The following is a 16915-nucleotide window of genomic DNA, read 5'->3' on the forward strand; positions in this document are numbered from 1 at the left end:
GACCTTATTGTTTAACTCTTTCAATTTTATTTCCTTGTCATTCGATACGTGATGTAGAAAAACAATCCAAGTATTGCAAGATTTGCTATGGCATATGTGATTGCTATTACCATTAGCTATCAGCCTTATTTTTTCTAAGAAAATAAACCCAAGTAAAAAAGCCAATTAATAAGGTCGCATCAAGCGCAAGATGCCAAGGGGTTAAAAGGTTATAGACAAGTTCGTTCATTATTAGTTATCTATATCAATGAAAACTCGTGTGACTTTAATTAGTTTTTTACAAGCTTGAAAACTACCTGCCAAGGTCAAAAGCACCGCAATTATTAGAACAACTCCAGTGTAATAACCTTTTAAACCCAAACCATACAAAAACAATAAGGCTGTCACCGTCCAACCAATAATTGTAGAAATACCTTTTTCATTCTTTCCTTCAAAAAATTGATCTAGTCCAACAGGCCAACCAATTATCAACATGAGTATTGAAGCAAGAGCCTTTTTCTCTTTTTTTCTGAGCATTTTTATAAGAGTTTTAAACCATATTGCCTGTTTTTTTTAAGCCCTACAACTGATAGGCGAGCCTACAGAAATGAGTAAAATTAAACGATAAAAGAAAAGCTTTGAAAACAAGTATTTATAAACAGTGTAGGAAATCATTGGCTCATATTATTTATCCAAGGTGAGATGACTAATCTTTAGTTGGTAGCGAAATAACCTTGTCGAACTAGTTCATCAAATACAATTGCACGTTTTGCTTTTTTATCAATCAATTGTGGCGAGCACTTATATAAAACATCCGCTAAACAAGTGATCCAAGCACTGCCTTCGCAAACATGTGCAGCCTGGCAAATGTGTTTCGATGAAATTTTTAGACAATCTTGAGTACGAGAAACTTTAATACTTTCTATCTGAGTATCTAGCTCTATCTCCAGCATCTGTAATTCATCCTTTGTCATCTCTGAGCCTGATGAATAGCATTCAAGTAATAATTGATAATTCATTTATTTTTTTCTTCTCTGTTTTCTGCTCAAAGCCATCCTTAAAATCAGAGCCTGATTTGTTTAACCAAGCGAATAATGATGCTTTTGGAAGCCCTATTAAGAGAGCTACTAGCCATTGAGAAGTATCTTCTATTAAGTAATTTTAAACTCTACCGACTGAAGTAATACTTTCTTTCATTACTATAAATTTACTAGGAAGTAGTACTTGAGTAAATGCCGAGGTGTTAAAAGCAAAGGGAATCAAGTAGAACAGATTAATACGAATAGGAGGTTTATGAAACTAAGAACTCCACTTTCTATGATCAAAAATGCACTAAATGATATTCGAGTAATGCATGATTTTAATTACGAAATCCCAGCTGAAACTAGAGAGGAGTTTTGGGAAGAAGAATATGAAATCCATCCAACTTCGTCAACATGTAAAGTTTATGACGACTAATAAAAAAAAGATTTAATGGATCCTTTCGATCCTGCTCTTCAAAGTACAGCTGTAACAGGAGTTAAGCCTTTATTAACTCTGGCAATTTTTGCTGGAGTAGGCTCTTTTTTCCTTGGAGCACTTGTCACTGCTATCAGAAGAGGAATGAAAGAAGACGGTTGGTTCAAGTTCAACAAAGAACAAAAAGAGCAAGACTAAGCAATTTCATTTTTAAGTCTAAAATCTGAACAAAACAAAATGTAGCAGCTGTTAAATAAACTTATGCTCTCCTTTTTAATAGAGCAATACCTTCTTAAAAGAGCCAAATAGTTAATCTCCTTTTTTATTATACTCACCTGAATAAGTTTGAGTCCCTATATCTGGTGGTGGATTATTACCAAAGTCATCAACCAAAGCATCTGCTTCGCTGGTGAATAATTTGCTGAACCATTGCTTGGTTGCAATGATGGCAGTCCAAATTTTGTCTCTTTTTCTACTCATGAAAATATTCTTTTTATAGTTTCTTCATTATAAGACAGATGTTTTTTCTTATTCTCACCTGTTCCAACAGGGTTTAAAAATAGATTAAGAGACAGGGCACGGTAGGTAGAAAAAATATGTGCCTGTCTCAAAGGGGGCGACAAAAATCTCGTCCCCTTCTTTATGTCTTTTTTTCTTTGAATTAGTAAAAAGCAAACTTGCCAATAATGAGTTCTTCGCGCTAACTAGATATGAAATATCTATCCATTATCTGCTATGAGATTTGCAGTCACAATGGTTAATTCAAAAGGAAAGACACACGAAGAGACCGTCATTGCCAACAATAAACAATAGGCAATGTGGCAGGCACAGGATTGCAATCCATTCTCAAAAATTATTGAAGCCAATTGGGTTTACAATTAAGAGAATTCCTTAAAGGAAATCTTCCTCGCATGTTGAATCATTCAACCATGTCGACATGATCAAAAACAGCTAGAGAATCTTTTAATGACTTTAACTTTTTAATTTTATTTGTTATGGTATGCCATACGTTCGTCTGGTTATAACTGGACGCATTACATGGAAATAGGGAACGGGATTTCCATTAACAGATAAGGGTTATGAACAACCTAGCTTTAACTAAAAAGCGTATTGAGAAAGCAGAAAGGCTTCACGCCGCTCAACTTGTCGCGACGCAAAATGGAATGCTTATTTCTTATAGGCGTTCTGCTTTTGAAGAAAGGCAAAAACAAGCTCGTAGAGAAGTCGCAGCGATGGATTTTTAATTGAGAATCCATTGCTGAAAATGATAGCTAGGGGGCAATTAGCTCCCTTTTTTATTTACACCTCTAACCTTTATTACCCAATTCAGATAAGCATATATCCGATTTAGTGGATAAATAGATAGACCAAAAGCTATAAAGGCTCAAACTTTCATATCTAGGATTTTTTCTAGCCTCTCTTTTTGTTCTGTTAGAGAGAGTTCTTTGTGGGTGATATCTGTTTGTTTTATATAAAGTTGATTATTTGAGGCTTTATTTTCTTCTATATATTTTATAGAAAACAATCTTCGAGATCGAAGTATCTGATTGCCAAAAAAGTAAATTAGTTTGCTAAGTCCATGGAACATTCTTTCACTAAGAATTAAAATCAACAAGCCAACTCCTGCGAATGAGAAGAGAGCTCCTATCATTGCAATTGATGTTGACGTTGAAGCAAAATTAAAATAAAATTCCATTTTTTAAACTTAGAAAAATCAAGAAGGCCAGAGTAATTTTTTTTACTTAAAGATGAATAGTTTTAAACTCTAATTGGTAGACGTTGCTTCTTTCTTTACTCCTAATTGGTTAATCATATGAGGTGGAATCTTTGGGACATCAAATCTGCTTATTAATTTTGAAATTCTTTTTTTAATTGTTTTAGAAATAAAAGCCATAAATCTTTTAGTCGTGGTTATTTTAACGACACTCCAAGTACTTTCTATTCTCAGCTAACTGTTGAATTGTCATAAATTTATGGTGTGTCTTTTTGACTTTTTAGCATTTTTATAGATGAATGACACACATTACATTCTTAATAGCAGGGCTTTGTATCACAATATTGTTACCAGTGATGTTATTTATCTGAGCATTAGATACAAAAACGAAGGCTGATAGATATGAAAGTTATGCCTAGATTTAGAGTTTGATGAGTTTACTTTACTTTGTCCTACTGGATAATTCCTTTTGCCTTAAGCATTGGTGTATAGGGGCAATCATCTCTACTGAGCAATTCAAGTACTGAGGTTATAGAGCTTCTAGATCCATCTCTTAAAACTTTTTCTAAGTAGTCACATATTTCAAGAAGTTCAACTTCTGTAGGAGATTGTCTAGACATCTATCTGAAATCCTAAGTGATTAAAACTAACATATACTTAAATAAATTCTAACTATTTCTTCTTGTTGGAAATTGTCGTTGGGACTCCTTCGAGGAATATAAGAAAATAATGATCAATAGTAACCATATACCTCCTGCTAAAAAGAAAATAGGCGCATCATTAAACGACTCAACAGAAAAAATGCTTCTTGCAGTTGGTATTAAGCCCATAAAGACAAAGGTGATTCCTGAAAGGTAGGCAAGTTGAGATTTAGTCACGATTTAATCAGAAGTATTACTATCTGAGTCAATCTCCGATGAACTTTCTGCACTTACTAATTCCTTCTTCTCTTCTATTGACTCATCGTTTGGAGCTGACTCAGGATTTACAACCTCCTTTCTTTTGACAGAGGTATCATTAGAAACTTCTTTTACTCGTTTAATTCCAAAATCATCCTTACCAATAACAAAGAATGCTATGCCTAAGATAAAAAATGCTGCAATAGCTATTAATGGAAACATGTCATTTATAATTATGAGTTATGTATATATATATATATTGATTTTTAATTTCCTTACCCGCTGGGATTTAAATATTTATATTGATGTTCATTCGAAAGGCATATTAATTACTTTCATTACAATTCTATGTTAAAAAAATAGCGGAAATGCATCAATGAGTAAGTCAGAGCTTTTTTAGCATTTCATTAATTTGAGCTTAGAGACAATCAAATCAAAAACCTTTGGTTTCTCCTCATCGGATATAGATTGAACTTGAAAAAAGTCCTATTACAATAAAATGTCATACCAATATCTTTTTAATTTGTTGAGTTCCTGCTAATCGGATATTATCTCTTTTTCAAACATAATTGTAATTTCATTAGGTATTATTTTGTAGCCTTTTTACTTAAAAAAAGCTCTCGCTATACACACCACTTAATTCTTCAATCCATTTAAAATTATTCAAGTAATATTATTTTCAAAAAAAATTCATAAGAATAAACTTTATTTCAATGCCATTAGCTTTATTTTACTGCTTATCAATTATACTTTTTTTTGTGATATTTTTTACTTATACTTCAGCTTTTCTAGCAAAAAGGAAGCCAAAATTTATTCATAATATTCAGGTAGAAATGATCAAAACCCATTTAGAGCAGGCTTATAAATTAAATCCTTATCAAGACTCATTCCATAAATAATTAACTTTCTTAGGTCTACTAACTTGTCAATTTTAGAAATACTATGAAAAAGTTTTTTTTTCAATTCAAATAGATTAGACATTGATTTAATTCTTGCTATTTTTTACTTACTCTTAAAAAAAAAGGATTTTGTTTTATCTGATTTTACGCTACACCTACAAGCAATCAAAGTACCATTGAAAAGATTATTTTTTATCTCTAATTCGTATTCCCTTGCTTGACTTTTATTATCAGAATCTCTAGAGGAATTGAATTTTCAATCAGACTTCAATTATATGAATCAATTAATCAGAGAATCATTGCCAATTCCGACAGGCTGGCTAGTCTCACCGACCAGAGACTTATGTATGTTTTTTATTCGTGATCCGAAATCACTCTTGAGTTATCCAAGCGTGATGACTCAACTTTGGCACTGTACAGAAGAAGGAATACCTACCAAATTTAAAAGCACAAGAAGATTGGAATATAAAAATGCACTAGAAACATGGCATGAGCTTCAATCGGACGGTTGGCAATTAATAGAACGTCAAATCAATGATGATGCTGCCTAATTCTTCACTTTTCATTTATTCCATCAACACTTTTCGGCTGACTTGTCTGCAAAATTAATTTCTAGACTTTGCTGCTTTTTCGGCATATTAAAATTTATCTACATGAACAATTTCTTTGATATCCATCCCTCCAATGAAACAAGAAACCTCGACTTTCATTGTTGACCCCCTCATGGTTAGGAATAAAGGGTTCATTTTTAAGAATTATCCATATGAAAACTTATTTAACAATCTCAAGCAAAAGCAATAAATGGGTTAAAGGCTGTGTTGCGTTCAACAAGCTCAAGCTAGATCAGGGGACAGTTGGTGAAATCCTGTCGTCTCTTCGCAAAACATCCTCACTAAGTTTTTGAAACCCATCCTCAGAGTGGCGTTTCTTTTGACTATTTATAAGCAACCCTCTTCTCAAGGGAGAAAGTAAACCACTACATCAACCGAAATGCAGGATTAAATATTTTTTTTCTTAGACTTTTATATTTGTGTCTATCCGAATTTCTACTAATCAGAGTTAAGGGGCTGTACTAGGTAGCAGTTCCCTCTCCTCGCAATATCGAGGATGGGGCGGAATGTTAAAACTATTCACTTCAAAAATTGAGCAAACCCCCTTTTGGGCTCATTAGATGGTTTTTTTTATTTATGGAGTACTTTTGCTACAACAGAAGCTTGGAAAATTAGTTAGGTTCACAAAGATTGCTTATTGGTTTGTTCACTCCCTATCACGCAATAGTTTTTGGAATAATGCTCATTTCCGGTGGAGCTGTACTGTGGCAAATGGGTGATGTAAACGACTTTATTAAAGATTAAAAATAATGACTGACTCGCAACCCAAAACAAAAAAAAAATACAGGTTCAACTTCGGTGAATTAATCGGTCAACTTTTGTTCGATTTTTACGCTCGTTATTAAGCTGTAGTATATCGTCTAACAGTTGTAGGTCTCTTACCATAAGATTAAGAGGAGAAAATTTACTCCTATTATTATTTTCTGTAAATCCTTTCAAGCTGATTTTATTCTTAGGTTTGAACTTTTTTATCCGATGAATTGTTTTGTCTAACAATTGGAATGATCCACCATGCCTGTAGACCGTTAAAAATAAGTCCGAAAATTATTAGATCAACTATTCCAGGCTGCATTTTTCACTAGATTGTAGTCATGTAAGCAAGTAGTCCAACGGGATTAAAAAGCAAAGTAGCAATCGTAAAGCGAACGAATTTACCTTTCCCAGAGTATCTTGAATAATCACTATAGTGCTTTGTTTTGTTCCACTCGGACCAATTCTTTGGACTGTTATTAGAAGATGCCATTGTTAGCTAAGTGAATAAGGTAGTACCAAATTCATAAGCACTAATGAATAGAAGTAGTGCAGGAAGATTCCAGAGAAAGATAAGTTTTGCAGCAGTTGTTTTATTTATTGCAAACATGCCTTTAGTTTGTTCTGACAATTTTAAAAGGAAGGAAAAACAAAGGTAGCACTCAATAGGAGTAGGACGGTTGAGGTAGGGCTAACCAGTTCGGGCTATTCATACTTATTAGAGTGATCAATTGATCTAATCATTGGATCAATATCTCTCTGATTAGTTGCTGTCGTTGGTGTTTGAGACTTATTTCTGTTGATTATTAGAAGAAGCCGTACCCGACCGTATCTTTGATTAACTAATTTAATACTTTATGTTTATCACATCAAAGAAATTTCAGTAATGACAACTTCTACCAACACAGCTTCATCTCAAGTTATCACTGAGTACGGCAAACAAAACATCTTTGGCCGCGAAACACAGCCTCAGCTTGTAGAGGACTACACCAGCTATCCAGAAGAAGCAGAAAAGACAAATGGCCGTTGGGCAATGATCGGCATGGTCAGCCTTTTAGTCTCTTACTTCTCAACCGGGCAAATCGTCCCAGGAATCTTTTGAGTTCTGAATCACCTTCAGCATCTGGCAACTATGTCAATGTAGTTGAGAAGTTCAAACCAGAAGACGCTGAGAAAACGAATGGCCGTTGGGCAATGATCGGAATGATAGCTCTACTAGGTGCTTATTTCACAACAGGTCAAATCATTCCTGGAATTTTCTAAACCAACAACAACTAATAACAATGCAACCATCTAATAAAACAATCCTAGAAAGAAGCATCGGCAGACCAGCCATGATGGCATTCGTTCTACTAACAGGTATTTACCTAACAACCGGTCAACTTATCCCAGGTGTCGTTTGATGACTGCTCAGAACAATAGCAACAACAGCAGAAACATTGATCCTGAAAAGGTAACCGCTGAAAGACTTAACGGTTATGCAGCATTGTTTGGATGCATTGCTCTTGTAGGGGCTTATGCAACAACAGGTCAAATCATTCCAGGTTTCGTGTAATGAACAAATCAACTAATTATTGGAAAACAGCAGAGCAAATGAATGGTCGTCTAGCAATGATGGGTTTTTTTGCAGCTGTTATTAACTACGGAATAACAGGCTGGATCATCCCAGGGATTGTGTAGATCAAACTATCAAATCTTAAAAAGGCCTCTTCTCTGTCATTACGGAAGAAGCCTTTTTTTAGTGCGTTATAGATTATGAGTAACTAAAACCGGAGATATCTGCTTGTAAAACACTTCTTCTACAATTGTTTTAATTAGCAAAACTACAGAATAGTCATATAAAAGGAATTACCTGACCCCCCTAGTTGTTTAGATGAGTAATTAGCTAGCAACTAATATTACTTTCTTTCATAGGAGTCGAGTTTATATTGGATTCTAAATTTGCTCTTAGATTTCCCTAAAGTTTACTAAGAACTTTTTCCTTAGATTGAAATGGATATAACTTAATCCTTTTAATCTGATCTTTTTCCCAAACCCAGTAGACAGGATTTTTCTTTTGAGCTTTTTGCAGATCTTTTCTGTCTCTTAAACTAACTGGTATAAATTCATTTTCAGGATTAAATTTTTCATCTCTTACGGCTTGGTTTAGAACAATACTTCCTTCTTTATTAGAGATTGATCGATGATATGTTCCGACAGGAATTTGAAGTGCGCCCATGGCTCGATTTAAATAAATAATGTGATGAGGTTCCTCCCATTCAGGATTGATCAAAGTAAAAACACGACTACCTTCAATGACTAAATTGTGATCAATTTGATGTCGATGTACGTAATACTGTTCAAAATCGCCATCGTTTGGAGGTGAGATGGCATTGCCATGATGAATGACGACATCAGAGCCATTACATCCTTTTACTCCTGCATCGAAGAAAGATACTTGAGGTGTCTCACGGAAAACATGAGTAGGAACAAAATTTAAACGCATTTCAAATCCTCCTTTACTGTTGTGTTCAAGGTCAGTCAAAAACGAAATCAAACCTATCCCTGTAAAGGAATTTAAATAATTGATCTAAAAATCGATTTTCAGTTGCTTCTCTTTTATTAGTTTTAATCCTGCAAAGGTCGCAGTTTTCCTTTTTGGGGATAGTGAAGGGAGTGAATAGTCTCATAAGACCTCCTTCTTCTTACACCTTTGTTCTACTTCTTCTTTTGGCCTGTAGGAAGTAGGAAAACACTACAGAAATGTAAATAAAAAGTTAAAGTAAGAGATTGGTTGACAGTCGATTTATTCTGAGGCCATTAGGCCCTCTTTTTTGTGCCAAACTCTACCTCTTAACAGTTGTAGGACTGCCGAAAGTGAGTTAAAACAAAGTTAGTCAGCATTAACTGATGATGGATATTAAAGAATATGATTGGATTTTTGTTTATAAGATTCGTGATTCAGGTGACGTAATTTATAAAGTCACTATTCCAGCAAAACGAAAACAAGATGCAGTTGACATATTTAATAGAGAACATCCAGATGGATTAATCTGTAGTGGTATCAGGAGAGGTGATTTTAAATTGATACCATTCAAGGAACTAACTTCACATGATCCTTGGGAAGAGATTGCTTCGTAATAAAGTAAATGCACGGTTGACAGTCGATTTGTTAGGGGAGCAAATGCTCCCTTTTTTTTATTCAAGCGTATGTTTCAACTAAGCCATTACGAAATAGTAACGGCAATTTTTCGATCAATAACATTAATCCTCTAATTTTTTACGTGGATTTACTTTGGATGAAAACAAAGACCTACTCTCAAGGGGGGTTCATTACATGCAAAGCAATCAAAAGATTCCTAGAAGTCCATATCGATGGAATTACTCAAAAGTGGGAAAAACTTTTATGGCTGTCAATAAAATTTTTAAGCCATAGACCACCTCCTATCTATTGTTGAACTTACTTCATAAATACTGGAGTGATCTCCCTCATGTCTCTCAGCAAGCGGTAGGAGTAGACAGGGTCGGGAAGATTACCTGGGGACATTATTCTTAGAGGTGAGAACTCAACTTTCTATTTACCAGTCGTTAGCTGTATTGCAACTAGCCTGGTTCTTACAGTCTTTTTTAATTTGTTCCGATCGTCCTAGTATCTGCCATAACTAAAGTGACTAATTAAAATAAATCTTTTTCCATAACCAATTTGATAAATAGGGAGTAATACTTTAGTAAAAACCGAGCTATATAAATTAGAAAAAGTCAATTAGAACAATGGTATCCGAATGGGAGGCTTATGAAACTAAAAACTCCGTTCTCTATCATAAAAAATGTGTTGAGTGATATTCAAGTGATGCATGATTTCAATTACGAAATTCCTACTGAAACAAGAGAAGAGTTTTTGGTAAATGAATGTGATCTACACCCAACAAACTCAACTAGTAAGACATATGAAGTGTAAACAAAATCATTTGTACATATCTTGGAGATCTAAAAACAGAGTCTCTTCATCAACAATCTGGTTCAGTCTTACGAACTGATGCCCCCCAAGATCATGAAGGGAAAGGTCGAGATTTCTGTCCTACAGATCTAGTAGCGACAGCATTAGGGACTTGTCTACTAACAGTAATGGGTATCAAAGCGAAAAAGGAAAGGTGGTCATTAGATGGTCTTAAACTAGAAGTTCACAAACAGATGTCTAAGCTTGGTCCCAGGAAAATCGATACTTTGATTATTAATATTTTCACCCCATCAAATCTGACCACTGATCAATTGAATGGATTAAAAAAAGAAATAAAAGATTGCCCTGTATTGAGGAATATTGAAAGTTCTACAAATATTAATCTTCTATGGACACAACAGTAAAGGAGGATTTGAAATGCGTTTAAATTTTGTTCCTACTCATGTTTTCCGTGAGACACCTCAAGTATCTTTCTTCGATGCAGGAGTAAAAGGATGTAATGGCTCTGATGTCGTCATTCATCATGGCAATGCCATCTCACCTCCAAACGATGGCGATTTTGAACAGTATTACGTACATCGACATCAAATTGATCACAATTTAGTCATTGAAGGTAGTCGTGTTTTTACTTTGATCAATCCTGAATGGGAGGAACCTCATCACATTATTTATTTAAATCGAGCCATGGGCGCACTTCAAATTCCTGTCGGAACATATCATCGATCAATCTCTAATAAAGAAGGAAGTATTGTTCTAAACCAAGCCGTAAGAGATGAAAAATTTAATCCTGAAAATGAATTTATACCAGTTAGTTTAAGAGACAGAAAAGATCTGCAAAAAGCTCAAAAGAAAAATCCTGTCTACTGGGTTTGGGAAAAAGATCAGATTAAAAGGATTAAGTTATATCCATTTCAATCTAAGGAAAAAGTTCTTAGTAAACTTTAGGGAAATCTAAGAGCAAATTTAGAATCCAATATAAACTCGACTCCTATGAAAGAAAGTAATATTAGTTGCTAGCTAATTACTCATCTAATTGAAGATCCATATTCATTTCTACTCCCGAAGCTATTAAAATCTATATGGACACCACTAAAGTATTTACTATTGTCGTTGCTTATTGCTATCGAAGTTAGAGGGAGGGAGACTCATCAGCAAAGTCCTTAAAAAAAAGAGTGATCTATTAAAGTCACACTAAGAAAAAGCATCTTTTATTATCTTCTTTTTACTAGATCAGAATGGGAGAAGCGAAAAGACGAAGAGAACTTGGTTTACCTCCAAAAGCCAAAAAAGAAAAGAAAACAAGAACTAACAAAAGTCAGTTCTCATGGTCACAATTTTCGATTAACAAATTAAAGAGTCAATACCCGGCTGCACCCTTTGTAACCACTGCTTTGGTTTTAATAGTTTTACAATGGGGTTTCTCGATAAATAGCTGAATACCTAAATGGAATTCTTTGATGAGTTCGAAATAATTGGTGGAATCATCCCAAATTTTATTGGTTTAGCGGTTTTCTGCGGTGTGGTTATTTATTTTGATCAAACTAGAAAAGCAAAAATCAGACGCGGAGAGAAAGTACCTCCTCATCAATAAATGATTCTCTTCGCTAAAGCTCAAATTATTGGTGGAATCGTTCCCAATCTGATTGCTTTTTTTTCCCTTGGAGCGATTGGATACTTTACTTCAACTGGGAAAAAGGCTGAGATGTTCCGCTGGAAAAATAAGAATTAAAAGGTATAGAAAATACCGATGGAGTTAGAAAAAGATTGCTGGTATTTACGGCGTTAGTCCTACTACTTTCAGGCGGTGTTCTATGGCTCGAAGGAGTGAGCAAAAGAAAACCTCCTTTCTAGGGGAGGCTCTCTAATTCTTAACCTGAGCTAGCAGTTGCTAGCAGAGCTAAGCCTTGACTTGATTATATTATTATAACCTTCCCTTCAAAATTTTTGCGAGAAAGGGAACTGCTATGCAGTACAGCCTCCGACTCTGATTAGTAGAAATTCCGATAACTACCAACGTGATAAAAATCTAAGAAAAAAAAATATTTAATCCTGAAGTTCGGTTGAGGTAGGGCTTTCCAATCTTTGCTTAACCTCTTGTTCGTATGTGGAAACTATTTCTCTTACTTCCTCTCCATGCACAAATTTAATTTCACCTGTATCGACATTTGCGACTTGAAAAAGTGTGGGAGCAAGTGGATCTCTTGCACCTCCAACAAATGAGAGAACTTTGCAAATTTCATCCTCACCAACTAAAACGGTATCTCTGGATTTGACCTTGAGAAATACAGGCTCTTCTTCTATTTCGTGAATCATTCGTTGCTATCAGAAAAATTTGTAAGGCAACTACCCATTTTACTTTTTGCCCAGTTATGTTCTTTGAGTAATGACTCGGCAAGCTCTTTCATGGATTCCAAAGCATCTTCAATATTATCAATTCTTTTTGAGAAAGGTTGACTGAATTTTTTCCCATAACAGAAATTACTAATTATTAATTACTCACTACAAGTCAGTCGAAGTGCTGTATTTCATATATACCCAAAAAAATAGAGGGCAGTTAGCCCCCTAAAAAATCGACTGTCAACCGAGATATAAATCTACCAATCGGGATAATCCCCTTGAACTGGTTCCTCGTAGAAATCACCTTTTTTTATACCAGCAAAATATTCAGTTAAAAATTCTTCCTGGTTGGCTTGGTCTTCCAACTTAAGCGTCAGTTTTTTTATTTGCTCAGTTTTTGTTTCTTGGTTTGTTTTGTCTTTTGAATAAGACCAGCCACCTTCACCCCAACCCCATGAAAGAGATGGACTTCCAATAACTGAAACAGCAAAAACCAATGAAATAACCTTTTTCTTAATGAGTTACTCCGCCATCAATGATGGTGATATTGGTATCTGTTGAATTTGCCCAACGTAATTTGCTTAGTTCTTGATATTCCGAACTATGGAAAGCATCAAGTGCTGCTTGCTTTGATGGGAACTCAATAATCACACCTAATTTTCCACCTTTCCCTTCAACAGTTTCAGCCTCCATATCTTTTGCATAAACTGAACCACCTACTGATTGAACCCATCGTTGAAAGGCTTCAACATATTCAGCAAAAGCTGGACTCGTAACTGTTGTAGTAACAAGCCAAAGACCCTTAGCCATCAAAAAAAATCAATTCCAAAGAGTTTCACATACACCATCTACTTTGTATAGAAATATTAGAGAACCCAATAACTTCCCTTACTTCATCTGAATTTTGAGTTTAGCTTTGATCTCATTCCTGACACATATCTACCACAAACAGCTATGCCTGGCCAAAGCTATTAACAAAACAGGATGGGAAACCTGTTTCTGACTGATCGAGAGAACGCTGAGCAATTAAAAGAAATCAAAGAATCATTATCAGCATTAGAAGGTGGGAGAATTTTAGATATTTGATAGTTAAGGCTGTGATGATTAATTCAAAGAGGTTATCTTTTTAAACACTATGCCAAACTTTATTTACTCTTGGTTGTAGGCCCTATAAAAGCAAGCATGATGGAAGAGTAAATCCATTAATAAATAGATGACTGAAGAATGCCAAGTGAGGTGGGAAGCAACCGAAGAACAAATTGAGACCATTATTATTCCTGCAATGAAAAATATTGCTCAACAATGCGCTGGATACGGGGAAAAGCTTCAATGTCCTTCTGCTTTTATTGCTGTAATGCTTAGAGATATTGCAGATGCCTTTGATGAAAAACCACCAGAAGGCGAAAGTAGTTGTGGGTGTTGCTAACAATCAGCTCAATATGTAATTGAAGTTTTACACTCCAGTAGAAATTAATTAGTAAAAGCGAAATCATGATGGAAATAACTTTTTAGTAGAAATGGTATTAATGAGATTGATAAAGACTGATAAGCGATTAGCCGAGCGTATACAGAAAAAATTAAATTTCAGCAACTATCAAATACTTTGCCTAAGTTGGGAAATTGGCTTAGTAATGGGTGTAGCTATAGCTATTCTCTTTTTTTTAAATCAGCGTGGCCAAAAACAATACGTTCAAATGGTTCGTACTCACTTACTTAGCAATTCCAATCTTTCTGATAATTACTGTATACGGATATTTAATTCTTAAGTAATTGGATTTTTTATTTTTATACCTAGCAGCTTAAGTTCTCTGGGTCATAACCTCTCTTCTTCATTTGATCTTTAATCCTGGTAATCCGACTTTCGCAATATCTTTTAGTTTCTTTATCCTCATTTAGATCAAGCTCTCTTATCCACTGATTGAGTTCGTTTTCCAAGCTTGACCAACGATCTCCATGTTCAGTATCAGGAATATTGATAATACTTCCATCTTTATTTCTTCTTTGATGCTTTCTTAGCGTTGGGAGAGCTAGAAGAAGATTGTCATATCTCTGCGTTATTAAATCTAGTTGAATCATTTTTGCCAATGTATTCTTAAAACCATCATGATATAGAGATGAACTTTGCAGATAAACGGGCAAGCATTATCGTTTTGGTGATCCAAAAGTGATCGATAATGAAAAGTATCGGTTTATACACATATGCTAAAAATGTTCAATATGAACTTTTCTTGGTTGAAATAAATAGCGATTATGTTTCACATTGAACATTTTTTTATTTTGCTGCGAACTCGTATTGGAAGGTTTGGAATAGCGCTACTTGCTGTTCCTGCAATTCAGCTCATAAGTGCTGCATTTTTTCCTGCACATGCAACTGAATCAAATTTCTCAGCTGCAGACAATACTTTGATTTTGACTTCATCGGCTTTGGTTTTGTTAATGACACCAGGCTTAGCTTTTTTTTATGGAGGCTTTACTCAAGCTAAAAATGTGCTCAACACAATGGCAATGAGCTTTGTCATGATGGGAATAGCTACTATTGTGTGGACATCAGTAGGTTTTAGTCTGGCCTTCTCGGATGGAGGAACCTCTAATGCTTTTATAGGTAATCCACTAACATATGCATTTTTTGAAAATCTTCCAAGCAATTGGGAGGGTCTTAAAATACCAGGAATGAGTTTTGCACTTTTCCAAGGTATGTTCGCAATAATTACTCCGGCTTTAATTTCAGGAGCATTGGTAGAAAGAATTAGTTTTCGTTTTTGGTGTTTATTCACGCCTATATGGATTTTATTTGTTTACGCACCTCTTGCTCACATGGTTTGGGGTGGTGGGTTACTTGGCAAAGATTTGGATTTTGCTGGAGGAACAGTTGTTCACATCAGTTCAGGAGTATCAGCTCTAGTACTCGCAGGATTAATAGGTTCACGTAGTAATTGGCCTAAAGGTATCAAGCCTCCCCACGACATTACTCAGATTCTTATAGGAACAGGTTTATTATGGTTTGGCTGGTTTGGATTTAATGGAGGAAGTCAACTAAGTGTTGGAGGTGCAGAACTTCCCTTTACTACAACTCATGTTTCAGCAGCAGCTGGATTGGTAACTTGGGCGTTGATTGAAACATTTAGAGATGGGAAAGCAACTGCGGTAGGAATGGCTACTGGAGCTGTTGCTGGCTTGGTAGGTATCACGCCAGCAGCTGGCTTCGTAAGTCCAGCTAGTGGAATTTTGATTGGTGCTATTACATCTTCTTTATGCTACATCTCAGTTAGGGTTAAAATTAAATTATCTTTTGACGACTCATTAGATACCTTTGCTGTCCACGGTGTCGGTGGAACTGTGGGAGCTCTCCTTACGGGATTATTTGCTAAACCAGAATTAATTTCATCTCATCCTGCTGGATTAGTTCTTGCAGAGCAAGGTCGTATTGGATTGGTTTTAGGACAATTTCAAGCAGTTTTAATTGCATATGGAATTGCCGCATTTGGAACTTTGATAATCGCTTTTTTATTGAAATCACTTGGCTGTAATTATAGAGTTGAAAAAGCCGAAGAAGATACTGGCTTAGATATTTCTGAGCATGGTGAAGAGGCTTATGTGGAGAGAACTGGTTCTCCTAACGCCATATATTAGAAAATCCAGGATCTTATTCCTTCCATGATTTTTGTTAACCCTCCTTAAAAAGAGGGTTTTCTTTTTGTTTTTTTCTTTTTAATTGAACAGCTTATTCATTTGGAGGATGAGAAAGTTGGCGAGAAATCTAACAATTAGGGCAAGTATTAATCCAGCAAGTAATAGTCGTTGGTTCATAAATATGCCCCGAAGCCTCTACTATTGGTTTTGTCTCTGGCTTGGTAAAGATGTCATATAAAAAATTTTCAGGTCTCTCAACCATAACGGTTGCTCTTTTTGGATCGTCTTTGCATTGGCCTATATAAAAAGTCTTCACACCCATTTCCTTGAACATTGCTTGTTGTTCAGGATCCTTCAAATGAGTGCAGTATTCTTCAAATGTATTGCTCAACTTGAAGTCTAAAACGGTGATTTCAGTTGTCATTAAATCCAAAATTTTTGAGCTTAAAGCACAGAGCCTATCTACTTTACTGTTGAAGAAATAACAAAAAGAAGCATGATTTAGTTATGAACTTTTCTGATAACTGGGCTAGGGTTTTTGTTGTGATTACTTTTCTTACTTTTGGAGAAGCTCAAATCATTGGTGGAATCGTTCCCAATCTCATTGCTTTTGTTCTATTCCTTGGAGCAATTGGATACTTTGCTTCAACCGGCAAAATGGCTGAGATGTTTGGCTGGAAAAATAAGAAATAACAGATATA

37 protein-coding genes are annotated in these 16915 nt (G+C 35.2%); 20 read left to right on the forward strand and 17 right to left on the reverse strand.

Annotated features, from left to right (window positions below; all coding sequences use genetic code 11):
- Positions 1-231: 231 nt before the first annotated feature.
- Complete coding sequence (locus AC6EIW_RS03395; RefSeq protein ID WP_498521195.1) at positions 232-516, reverse strand: hypothetical protein; 285 nt, start codon at positions 514-516, stop codon at positions 232-234.
- Positions 517-692: 176 nt separating this feature from the next.
- Positions 693-998 (reverse strand): hypothetical protein, encoded by a 306-nt coding sequence (locus tag AC6EIW_RS03400; RefSeq protein ID WP_498521196.1) that lies wholly within the window; start codon positions 996-998, stop codon positions 693-695.
- Positions 999-1272: 274 nt separating this feature from the next.
- Here AC6EIW_RS03400 and AC6EIW_RS03405 point away from each other — a divergent pair, with 274 nt between their 5' ends.
- Positions 1273-1437 (forward strand): hypothetical protein, encoded by a 165-nt coding sequence (locus AC6EIW_RS03405; RefSeq protein ID WP_498521197.1) that lies wholly within the window; start codon positions 1273-1275, stop codon positions 1435-1437.
- A gap of 15 nt (positions 1438-1452) precedes the next feature.
- Positions 1453-1635: a hypothetical protein gene (locus AC6EIW_RS03410; protein WP_498521198.1), complete on the forward strand. Its 183-nt coding sequence runs from the start codon at positions 1453-1455 to the stop codon at positions 1633-1635.
- A 111-nt stretch (positions 1636-1746) separates the two neighbouring features.
- Here AC6EIW_RS03410 and AC6EIW_RS03415 read toward each other — a convergent pair whose 3' ends face one another.
- On the reverse strand, positions 1747-1917 hold the full coding sequence (locus AC6EIW_RS03415) for a hypothetical protein (protein WP_498521199.1): 171 nt from the start codon (positions 1915-1917) through the stop codon (positions 1747-1749).
- A gap of 599 nt (positions 1918-2516) precedes the next feature.
- Here AC6EIW_RS03415 and AC6EIW_RS03420 point away from each other — a divergent pair.
- Complete coding sequence (locus AC6EIW_RS03420; protein WP_498521200.1) at positions 2517-2681, forward strand: hypothetical protein; 165 nt, start codon at positions 2517-2519, stop codon at positions 2679-2681.
- A gap of 140 nt (positions 2682-2821) precedes the next feature.
- On the opposite strand, the gene AC6EIW_RS03425 is transcribed toward AC6EIW_RS03420, so the two are convergent.
- From AC6EIW_RS03425 to AC6EIW_RS03435, 3 genes are all read right to left on the reverse strand, one after another.
- The gene (locus tag AC6EIW_RS03425) at positions 2822-3133 is read right to left on the reverse strand and encodes a hypothetical protein (RefSeq protein ID WP_498521201.1); all 312 of its coding nucleotides are present in this window, start codon (positions 3131-3133) and stop codon (positions 2822-2824) included.
- A gap of 69 nt (positions 3134-3202) precedes the next feature.
- Positions 3203-3331, reverse strand: coding sequence for a hypothetical protein (locus AC6EIW_RS03430; RefSeq protein WP_498521202.1), 129 nt, complete (start codon positions 3329-3331; stop codon positions 3203-3205).
- A 272-nt stretch (positions 3332-3603) separates the two neighbouring features.
- Positions 3604-3771, reverse strand: a complete 168-nt coding sequence (locus tag AC6EIW_RS03435) for a hypothetical protein (protein WP_498492384.1) — start codon at positions 3769-3771, stop codon at positions 3604-3606.
- Between the two features lie 109 nt (positions 3772-3880).
- Here AC6EIW_RS03435 and AC6EIW_RS03440 point away from each other — a divergent pair, with 109 nt between their 5' ends.
- The gene (locus AC6EIW_RS03440) at positions 3881-4009 is read left to right on the forward strand and encodes a hypothetical protein (protein ID WP_498521203.1); all 129 of its coding nucleotides are present in this window, start codon (positions 3881-3883) and stop codon (positions 4007-4009) included.
- Between the two features lie 23 nt (positions 4010-4032).
- Here AC6EIW_RS03440 and AC6EIW_RS03445 read toward each other — a convergent pair whose 3' ends face one another.
- Positions 4033-4272 carry a hypothetical protein gene (locus tag AC6EIW_RS03445; protein WP_498521204.1) on the reverse strand — a complete coding sequence of 80 codons (240 nt, stop codon included), beginning with the start codon at positions 4270-4272 and terminating at the stop codon, positions 4033-4035.
- Between the two features lie 615 nt (positions 4273-4887).
- Positions 4888-5031: a hypothetical protein gene (locus tag AC6EIW_RS03450; RefSeq protein ID WP_498521205.1), complete on the reverse strand. Its 144-nt coding sequence runs from the start codon at positions 5029-5031 to the stop codon at positions 4888-4890.
- 193 nt (positions 5032-5224) lie between these two features.
- On the opposite strand from AC6EIW_RS03450, the gene AC6EIW_RS03455 reads away from it, so the two are divergent.
- Complete coding sequence (locus AC6EIW_RS03455; protein ID WP_498521206.1) at positions 5225-5500, forward strand: DUF1651 domain-containing protein; 276 nt, start codon at positions 5225-5227, stop codon at positions 5498-5500.
- A 1012-nt stretch (positions 5501-6512) separates the two neighbouring features.
- Here the strand turns inward: AC6EIW_RS03455 and AC6EIW_RS03460 are convergent.
- From AC6EIW_RS03460 to AC6EIW_RS03470, 3 genes are read right to left on the reverse strand one after another with little or no spacing between them, the layout of a single operon-like run.
- Positions 6513-6632: a DUF8681 family protein gene (locus AC6EIW_RS03460; protein WP_498521207.1), complete on the reverse strand. Its 120-nt coding sequence runs from the start codon at positions 6630-6632 to the stop codon at positions 6513-6515.
- Between the two features lie 6 nt (positions 6633-6638).
- Positions 6639-6803 (reverse strand): hypothetical protein, encoded by a 165-nt coding sequence (locus AC6EIW_RS03465; protein ID WP_498521208.1) that lies wholly within the window; start codon positions 6801-6803, stop codon positions 6639-6641.
- A 6-nt stretch (positions 6804-6809) separates the two neighbouring features.
- Positions 6810-6941 carry a hypothetical protein gene (locus AC6EIW_RS03470; RefSeq protein WP_498521209.1) on the reverse strand — a complete coding sequence of 44 codons (132 nt, stop codon included), beginning with the start codon at positions 6939-6941 and terminating at the stop codon, positions 6810-6812.
- A gap of 255 nt (positions 6942-7196) precedes the next feature.
- Between AC6EIW_RS03470 and AC6EIW_RS03475 the strand changes: the two genes are divergently transcribed.
- Genes AC6EIW_RS03475 through AC6EIW_RS03495 form a run of 5 tightly spaced genes read left to right on the forward strand, consistent with a single transcriptional unit; the run spans position 7197 to position 7990 of the window.
- The gene (locus tag AC6EIW_RS03475) at positions 7197-7412 is read left to right on the forward strand and encodes a high light inducible protein (protein WP_498521210.1); all 216 of its coding nucleotides are present in this window, start codon (positions 7197-7199) and stop codon (positions 7410-7412) included.
- On the forward strand, positions 7409-7573 hold the full coding sequence (locus AC6EIW_RS03480; protein WP_498521211.1) for a hypothetical protein: 165 nt from the start codon (positions 7409-7411) through the stop codon (positions 7571-7573). Before AC6EIW_RS03475 ends, AC6EIW_RS03480 begins: the two co-directional genes overlap by 4 nt.
- 20 nt (positions 7574-7593) lie before the next feature.
- Positions 7594-7713: a high light inducible protein gene (locus AC6EIW_RS03485; protein WP_011294968.1), complete on the forward strand. Its 120-nt coding sequence runs from the start codon at positions 7594-7596 to the stop codon at positions 7711-7713.
- A complete protein-coding gene (locus tag AC6EIW_RS03490) occupies positions 7713-7865 on the forward strand; it encodes a high light inducible protein (protein WP_498520456.1) in 153 nt (50 codons plus the stop codon). Before AC6EIW_RS03485 ends, AC6EIW_RS03490 begins: the two co-directional genes overlap by 1 nt.
- Positions 7865-7990 carry a high light inducible protein gene (locus tag AC6EIW_RS03495; RefSeq protein ID WP_498520457.1) on the forward strand — a complete coding sequence of 42 codons (126 nt, stop codon included), beginning with the start codon at positions 7865-7867 and terminating at the stop codon, positions 7988-7990. The genes AC6EIW_RS03490 and AC6EIW_RS03495 overlap by 1 nt, the downstream gene beginning before the upstream one ends.
- A gap of 277 nt (positions 7991-8267) precedes the next feature.
- Here AC6EIW_RS03495 and AC6EIW_RS03500 read toward each other — a convergent pair whose 3' ends face one another.
- On the reverse strand, positions 8268-8795 hold the full coding sequence (locus AC6EIW_RS03500) for a hemagglutinin (RefSeq protein WP_498521213.1): 528 nt from the start codon (positions 8793-8795) through the stop codon (positions 8268-8270).
- Between the two features lie 404 nt (positions 8796-9199).
- Here AC6EIW_RS03500 and AC6EIW_RS03505 point away from each other — a divergent pair, with 404 nt between their 5' ends.
- From AC6EIW_RS03505 to AC6EIW_RS03535, 7 genes are all read left to right on the forward strand, one after another.
- A complete protein-coding gene (locus AC6EIW_RS03505; RefSeq protein ID WP_498521212.1) occupies positions 9200-9430 on the forward strand; it encodes a hypothetical protein in 231 nt (76 codons plus the stop codon).
- 407 nt (positions 9431-9837) lie between these two features.
- The gene (locus tag AC6EIW_RS03510; RefSeq protein ID WP_498521607.1) at positions 9838-9939 is read left to right on the forward strand and encodes a DUF2905 family protein; all 102 of its coding nucleotides are present in this window, start codon (positions 9838-9840) and stop codon (positions 9937-9939) included.
- A 316-nt stretch (positions 9940-10255) separates the two neighbouring features.
- Positions 10256-10651, forward strand: coding sequence for an OsmC family protein (locus AC6EIW_RS03515; RefSeq protein ID WP_498521608.1), 396 nt, complete (start codon positions 10256-10258; stop codon positions 10649-10651).
- Between the two features lie 13 nt (positions 10652-10664).
- Positions 10665-11192 (forward strand): hemagglutinin, encoded by a 528-nt coding sequence (locus AC6EIW_RS03520; protein ID WP_498521213.1) that lies wholly within the window; start codon positions 10665-10667, stop codon positions 11190-11192.
- Positions 11193-11482: 290 nt separating this feature from the next.
- Positions 11483-11683, forward strand: a complete 201-nt coding sequence (locus AC6EIW_RS03525; protein WP_498521214.1) for a hypothetical protein — start codon at positions 11483-11485, stop codon at positions 11681-11683.
- Positions 11684-11691: 8 nt separating this feature from the next.
- Positions 11692-11838: a hypothetical protein gene (locus tag AC6EIW_RS03530; protein ID WP_498521215.1), complete on the forward strand. Its 147-nt coding sequence runs from the start codon at positions 11692-11694 to the stop codon at positions 11836-11838.
- Positions 11839-11976, forward strand: coding sequence for a hypothetical protein (locus tag AC6EIW_RS03535; RefSeq protein ID WP_498521216.1), 138 nt, complete (start codon positions 11839-11841; stop codon positions 11974-11976).
- Between the two features lie 314 nt (positions 11977-12290).
- On the opposite strand, the gene AC6EIW_RS03540 is transcribed toward AC6EIW_RS03535, so the two are convergent.
- The 3 genes from AC6EIW_RS03540 to AC6EIW_RS03550 all read right to left on the reverse strand — a co-directional run bounded on the left by AC6EIW_RS03540 (position 12291) and on the right by AC6EIW_RS03550 (position 13394).
- Positions 12291-12560 carry a DUF3104 domain-containing protein gene (locus AC6EIW_RS03540; RefSeq protein WP_498521217.1) on the reverse strand — a complete coding sequence of 90 codons (270 nt, stop codon included), beginning with the start codon at positions 12558-12560 and terminating at the stop codon, positions 12291-12293.
- A 281-nt stretch (positions 12561-12841) separates the two neighbouring features.
- The gene (locus tag AC6EIW_RS03545) at positions 12842-13081 is read right to left on the reverse strand and encodes a hypothetical protein (RefSeq protein ID WP_498521184.1); all 240 of its coding nucleotides are present in this window, start codon (positions 13079-13081) and stop codon (positions 12842-12844) included.
- A 16-nt stretch (positions 13082-13097) separates the two neighbouring features.
- Complete coding sequence (locus AC6EIW_RS03550) at positions 13098-13394, reverse strand: DUF1330 domain-containing protein (protein WP_498521185.1); 297 nt, start codon at positions 13392-13394, stop codon at positions 13098-13100.
- A 403-nt stretch (positions 13395-13797) separates the two neighbouring features.
- Between AC6EIW_RS03550 and AC6EIW_RS03555 the strand changes: the two genes are divergently transcribed.
- Positions 13798-14010: a hypothetical protein gene (locus AC6EIW_RS03555; protein ID WP_498521218.1), complete on the forward strand. Its 213-nt coding sequence runs from the start codon at positions 13798-13800 to the stop codon at positions 14008-14010.
- A gap of 365 nt (positions 14011-14375) precedes the next feature.
- Here AC6EIW_RS03555 and AC6EIW_RS03560 read toward each other — a convergent pair whose 3' ends face one another.
- Positions 14376-14660 carry a hypothetical protein gene (locus AC6EIW_RS03560; protein WP_498521219.1) on the reverse strand — a complete coding sequence of 95 codons (285 nt, stop codon included), beginning with the start codon at positions 14658-14660 and terminating at the stop codon, positions 14376-14378.
- Between the two features lie 174 nt (positions 14661-14834).
- On the opposite strand from AC6EIW_RS03560, the gene AC6EIW_RS03565 reads away from it, so the two are divergent.
- Positions 14835-16214: an ammonium transporter gene (locus AC6EIW_RS03565; RefSeq protein ID WP_498521220.1), complete on the forward strand. Its 1380-nt coding sequence runs from the start codon at positions 14835-14837 to the stop codon at positions 16212-16214.
- A 127-nt stretch (positions 16215-16341) separates the two neighbouring features.
- On the opposite strand, the gene AC6EIW_RS03570 is transcribed toward AC6EIW_RS03565, so the two are convergent.
- Entirely contained in the window at positions 16342-16638 is a 297-nt protein-coding gene (locus AC6EIW_RS03570; protein WP_498521221.1) for a DUF3764 family protein, read from the reverse strand.
- A gap of 83 nt (positions 16639-16721) precedes the next feature.
- Here AC6EIW_RS03570 and AC6EIW_RS03575 point away from each other — a divergent pair, with 83 nt between their 5' ends.
- Positions 16722-16907: a hypothetical protein gene (locus AC6EIW_RS03575; protein WP_498521222.1), complete on the forward strand. Its 186-nt coding sequence runs from the start codon at positions 16722-16724 to the stop codon at positions 16905-16907.
- Positions 16908-16915: the final 8 nt, after the last annotated feature.

Source organism: Prochlorococcus sp. MIT2308 (assembly GCF_059772345.1).

Excerpts from the sequence above, each read along its gene's own strand:
- AC6EIW_RS03400 (WP_498521196.1), bottom strand. The coding sequence starts at position 998 with ATGAATTATCAATTATTACTTGAATGCTATTCATCAGGCTCAGAGATG.
- AC6EIW_RS03560 (WP_498521219.1), bottom strand. The coding sequence starts at position 14,660 with ATGATTCAACTAGATTTAATAACGCAGAGATATGACAATCTTCTTCTA.
- AC6EIW_RS03535 (WP_498521216.1), top strand. The coding sequence starts at position 11,839 with ATGATTCTCTTCGCTAAAGCTCAAATTATTGGTGGAATCGTTCCCAAT.
- AC6EIW_RS03445 (WP_498521204.1), bottom strand. The coding sequence starts at position 4,272 with ATGTTTCCATTAATAGCTATTGCAGCATTTTTTATCTTAGGCATAGCA.
- AC6EIW_RS03505 (WP_498521212.1), top strand. The coding sequence starts at position 9,200 with ATGATGGATATTAAAGAATATGATTGGATTTTTGTTTATAAGATTCGT.
- AC6EIW_RS03520 (WP_498521213.1), top strand. The coding sequence starts at position 10,665 with ATGCGTTTAAATTTTGTTCCTACTCATGTTTTCCGTGAGACACCTCAA.
- AC6EIW_RS03550 (WP_498521185.1), bottom strand. The coding sequence starts at position 13,394 with ATGGCTAAGGGTCTTTGGCTTGTTACTACAACAGTTACGAGTCCAGCT.
- AC6EIW_RS03425 (WP_498521201.1), bottom strand. The coding sequence starts at position 3,133 with ATGGAATTTTATTTTAATTTTGCTTCAACGTCAACATCAATTGCAATG.
- AC6EIW_RS03420 (WP_498521200.1), top strand. The coding sequence starts at position 2,517 with ATGAACAACCTAGCTTTAACTAAAAAGCGTATTGAGAAAGCAGAAAGG.
- AC6EIW_RS03435 (WP_498492384.1), bottom strand. The coding sequence starts at position 3,771 with ATGTCTAGACAATCTCCTACAGAAGTTGAACTTCTTGAAATATGTGAC.
- AC6EIW_RS03555 (WP_498521218.1), top strand. The coding sequence starts at position 13,798 with ATGACTGAAGAATGCCAAGTGAGGTGGGAAGCAACCGAAGAACAAATT.
- AC6EIW_RS03575 (WP_498521222.1), top strand. The coding sequence starts at position 16,722 with ATGAACTTTTCTGATAACTGGGCTAGGGTTTTTGTTGTGATTACTTTT.
- AC6EIW_RS03495 (WP_498520457.1), top strand. The coding sequence starts at position 7,865 with ATGAACAAATCAACTAATTATTGGAAAACAGCAGAGCAAATGAATGGT.
- AC6EIW_RS03440 (WP_498521203.1), top strand. The coding sequence starts at position 3,881 with ATGATCAATAGTAACCATATACCTCCTGCTAAAAAGAAAATAGGCGCA.
- AC6EIW_RS03395 (WP_498521195.1), bottom strand. The coding sequence starts at position 516 with ATGCTCAGAAAAAAAGAGAAAAAGGCTCTTGCTTCAATACTCATGTTG.
- AC6EIW_RS03430 (WP_498521202.1), bottom strand. The coding sequence starts at position 3,331 with ATGGCTTTTATTTCTAAAACAATTAAAAAAAGAATTTCAAAATTAATA.
- AC6EIW_RS03490 (WP_498520456.1), top strand. The coding sequence starts at position 7,713 with ATGACTGCTCAGAACAATAGCAACAACAGCAGAAACATTGATCCTGAA.
- AC6EIW_RS03455 (WP_498521206.1), top strand. The coding sequence starts at position 5,225 with ATGAATCAATTAATCAGAGAATCATTGCCAATTCCGACAGGCTGGCTA.
- AC6EIW_RS03525 (WP_498521214.1), top strand. The coding sequence starts at position 11,483 with ATGGGAGAAGCGAAAAGACGAAGAGAACTTGGTTTACCTCCAAAAGCC.
- AC6EIW_RS03565 (WP_498521220.1), top strand. The coding sequence starts at position 14,835 with ATGTTTCACATTGAACATTTTTTTATTTTGCTGCGAACTCGTATTGGA.
- AC6EIW_RS03570 (WP_498521221.1), bottom strand. The coding sequence starts at position 16,638 with ATGACAACTGAAATCACCGTTTTAGACTTCAAGTTGAGCAATACATTT.
- AC6EIW_RS03475 (WP_498521210.1), top strand. The coding sequence starts at position 7,197 with ATGACAACTTCTACCAACACAGCTTCATCTCAAGTTATCACTGAGTAC.
- AC6EIW_RS03530 (WP_498521215.1), top strand. The coding sequence starts at position 11,692 with ATGGAATTCTTTGATGAGTTCGAAATAATTGGTGGAATCATCCCAAAT.
- AC6EIW_RS03460 (WP_498521207.1), bottom strand. The coding sequence starts at position 6,632 with ATGCAGCCTGGAATAGTTGATCTAATAATTTTCGGACTTATTTTTAAC.
- AC6EIW_RS03410 (WP_498521198.1), top strand. The coding sequence starts at position 1,453 with ATGGATCCTTTCGATCCTGCTCTTCAAAGTACAGCTGTAACAGGAGTT.
- AC6EIW_RS03450 (WP_498521205.1), bottom strand. The coding sequence starts at position 5,031 with ATGTCTAATCTATTTGAATTGAAAAAAAAACTTTTTCATAGTATTTCT.
- AC6EIW_RS03465 (WP_498521208.1), bottom strand. The coding sequence starts at position 6,803 with ATGGCATCTTCTAATAACAGTCCAAAGAATTGGTCCGAGTGGAACAAA.
- AC6EIW_RS03500 (WP_498521213.1), bottom strand. The coding sequence starts at position 8,795 with ATGCGTTTAAATTTTGTTCCTACTCATGTTTTCCGTGAGACACCTCAA.
- AC6EIW_RS03405 (WP_498521197.1), top strand. The coding sequence starts at position 1,273 with ATGAAACTAAGAACTCCACTTTCTATGATCAAAAATGCACTAAATGAT.
- AC6EIW_RS03540 (WP_498521217.1), bottom strand. The coding sequence starts at position 12,560 with ATGATTCACGAAATAGAAGAAGAGCCTGTATTTCTCAAGGTCAAATCC.
- AC6EIW_RS03485 (WP_011294968.1), top strand. The coding sequence starts at position 7,594 with ATGCAACCATCTAATAAAACAATCCTAGAAAGAAGCATCGGCAGACCA.
- AC6EIW_RS03415 (WP_498521199.1), bottom strand. The coding sequence starts at position 1,917 with ATGAGTAGAAAAAGAGACAAAATTTGGACTGCCATCATTGCAACCAAG.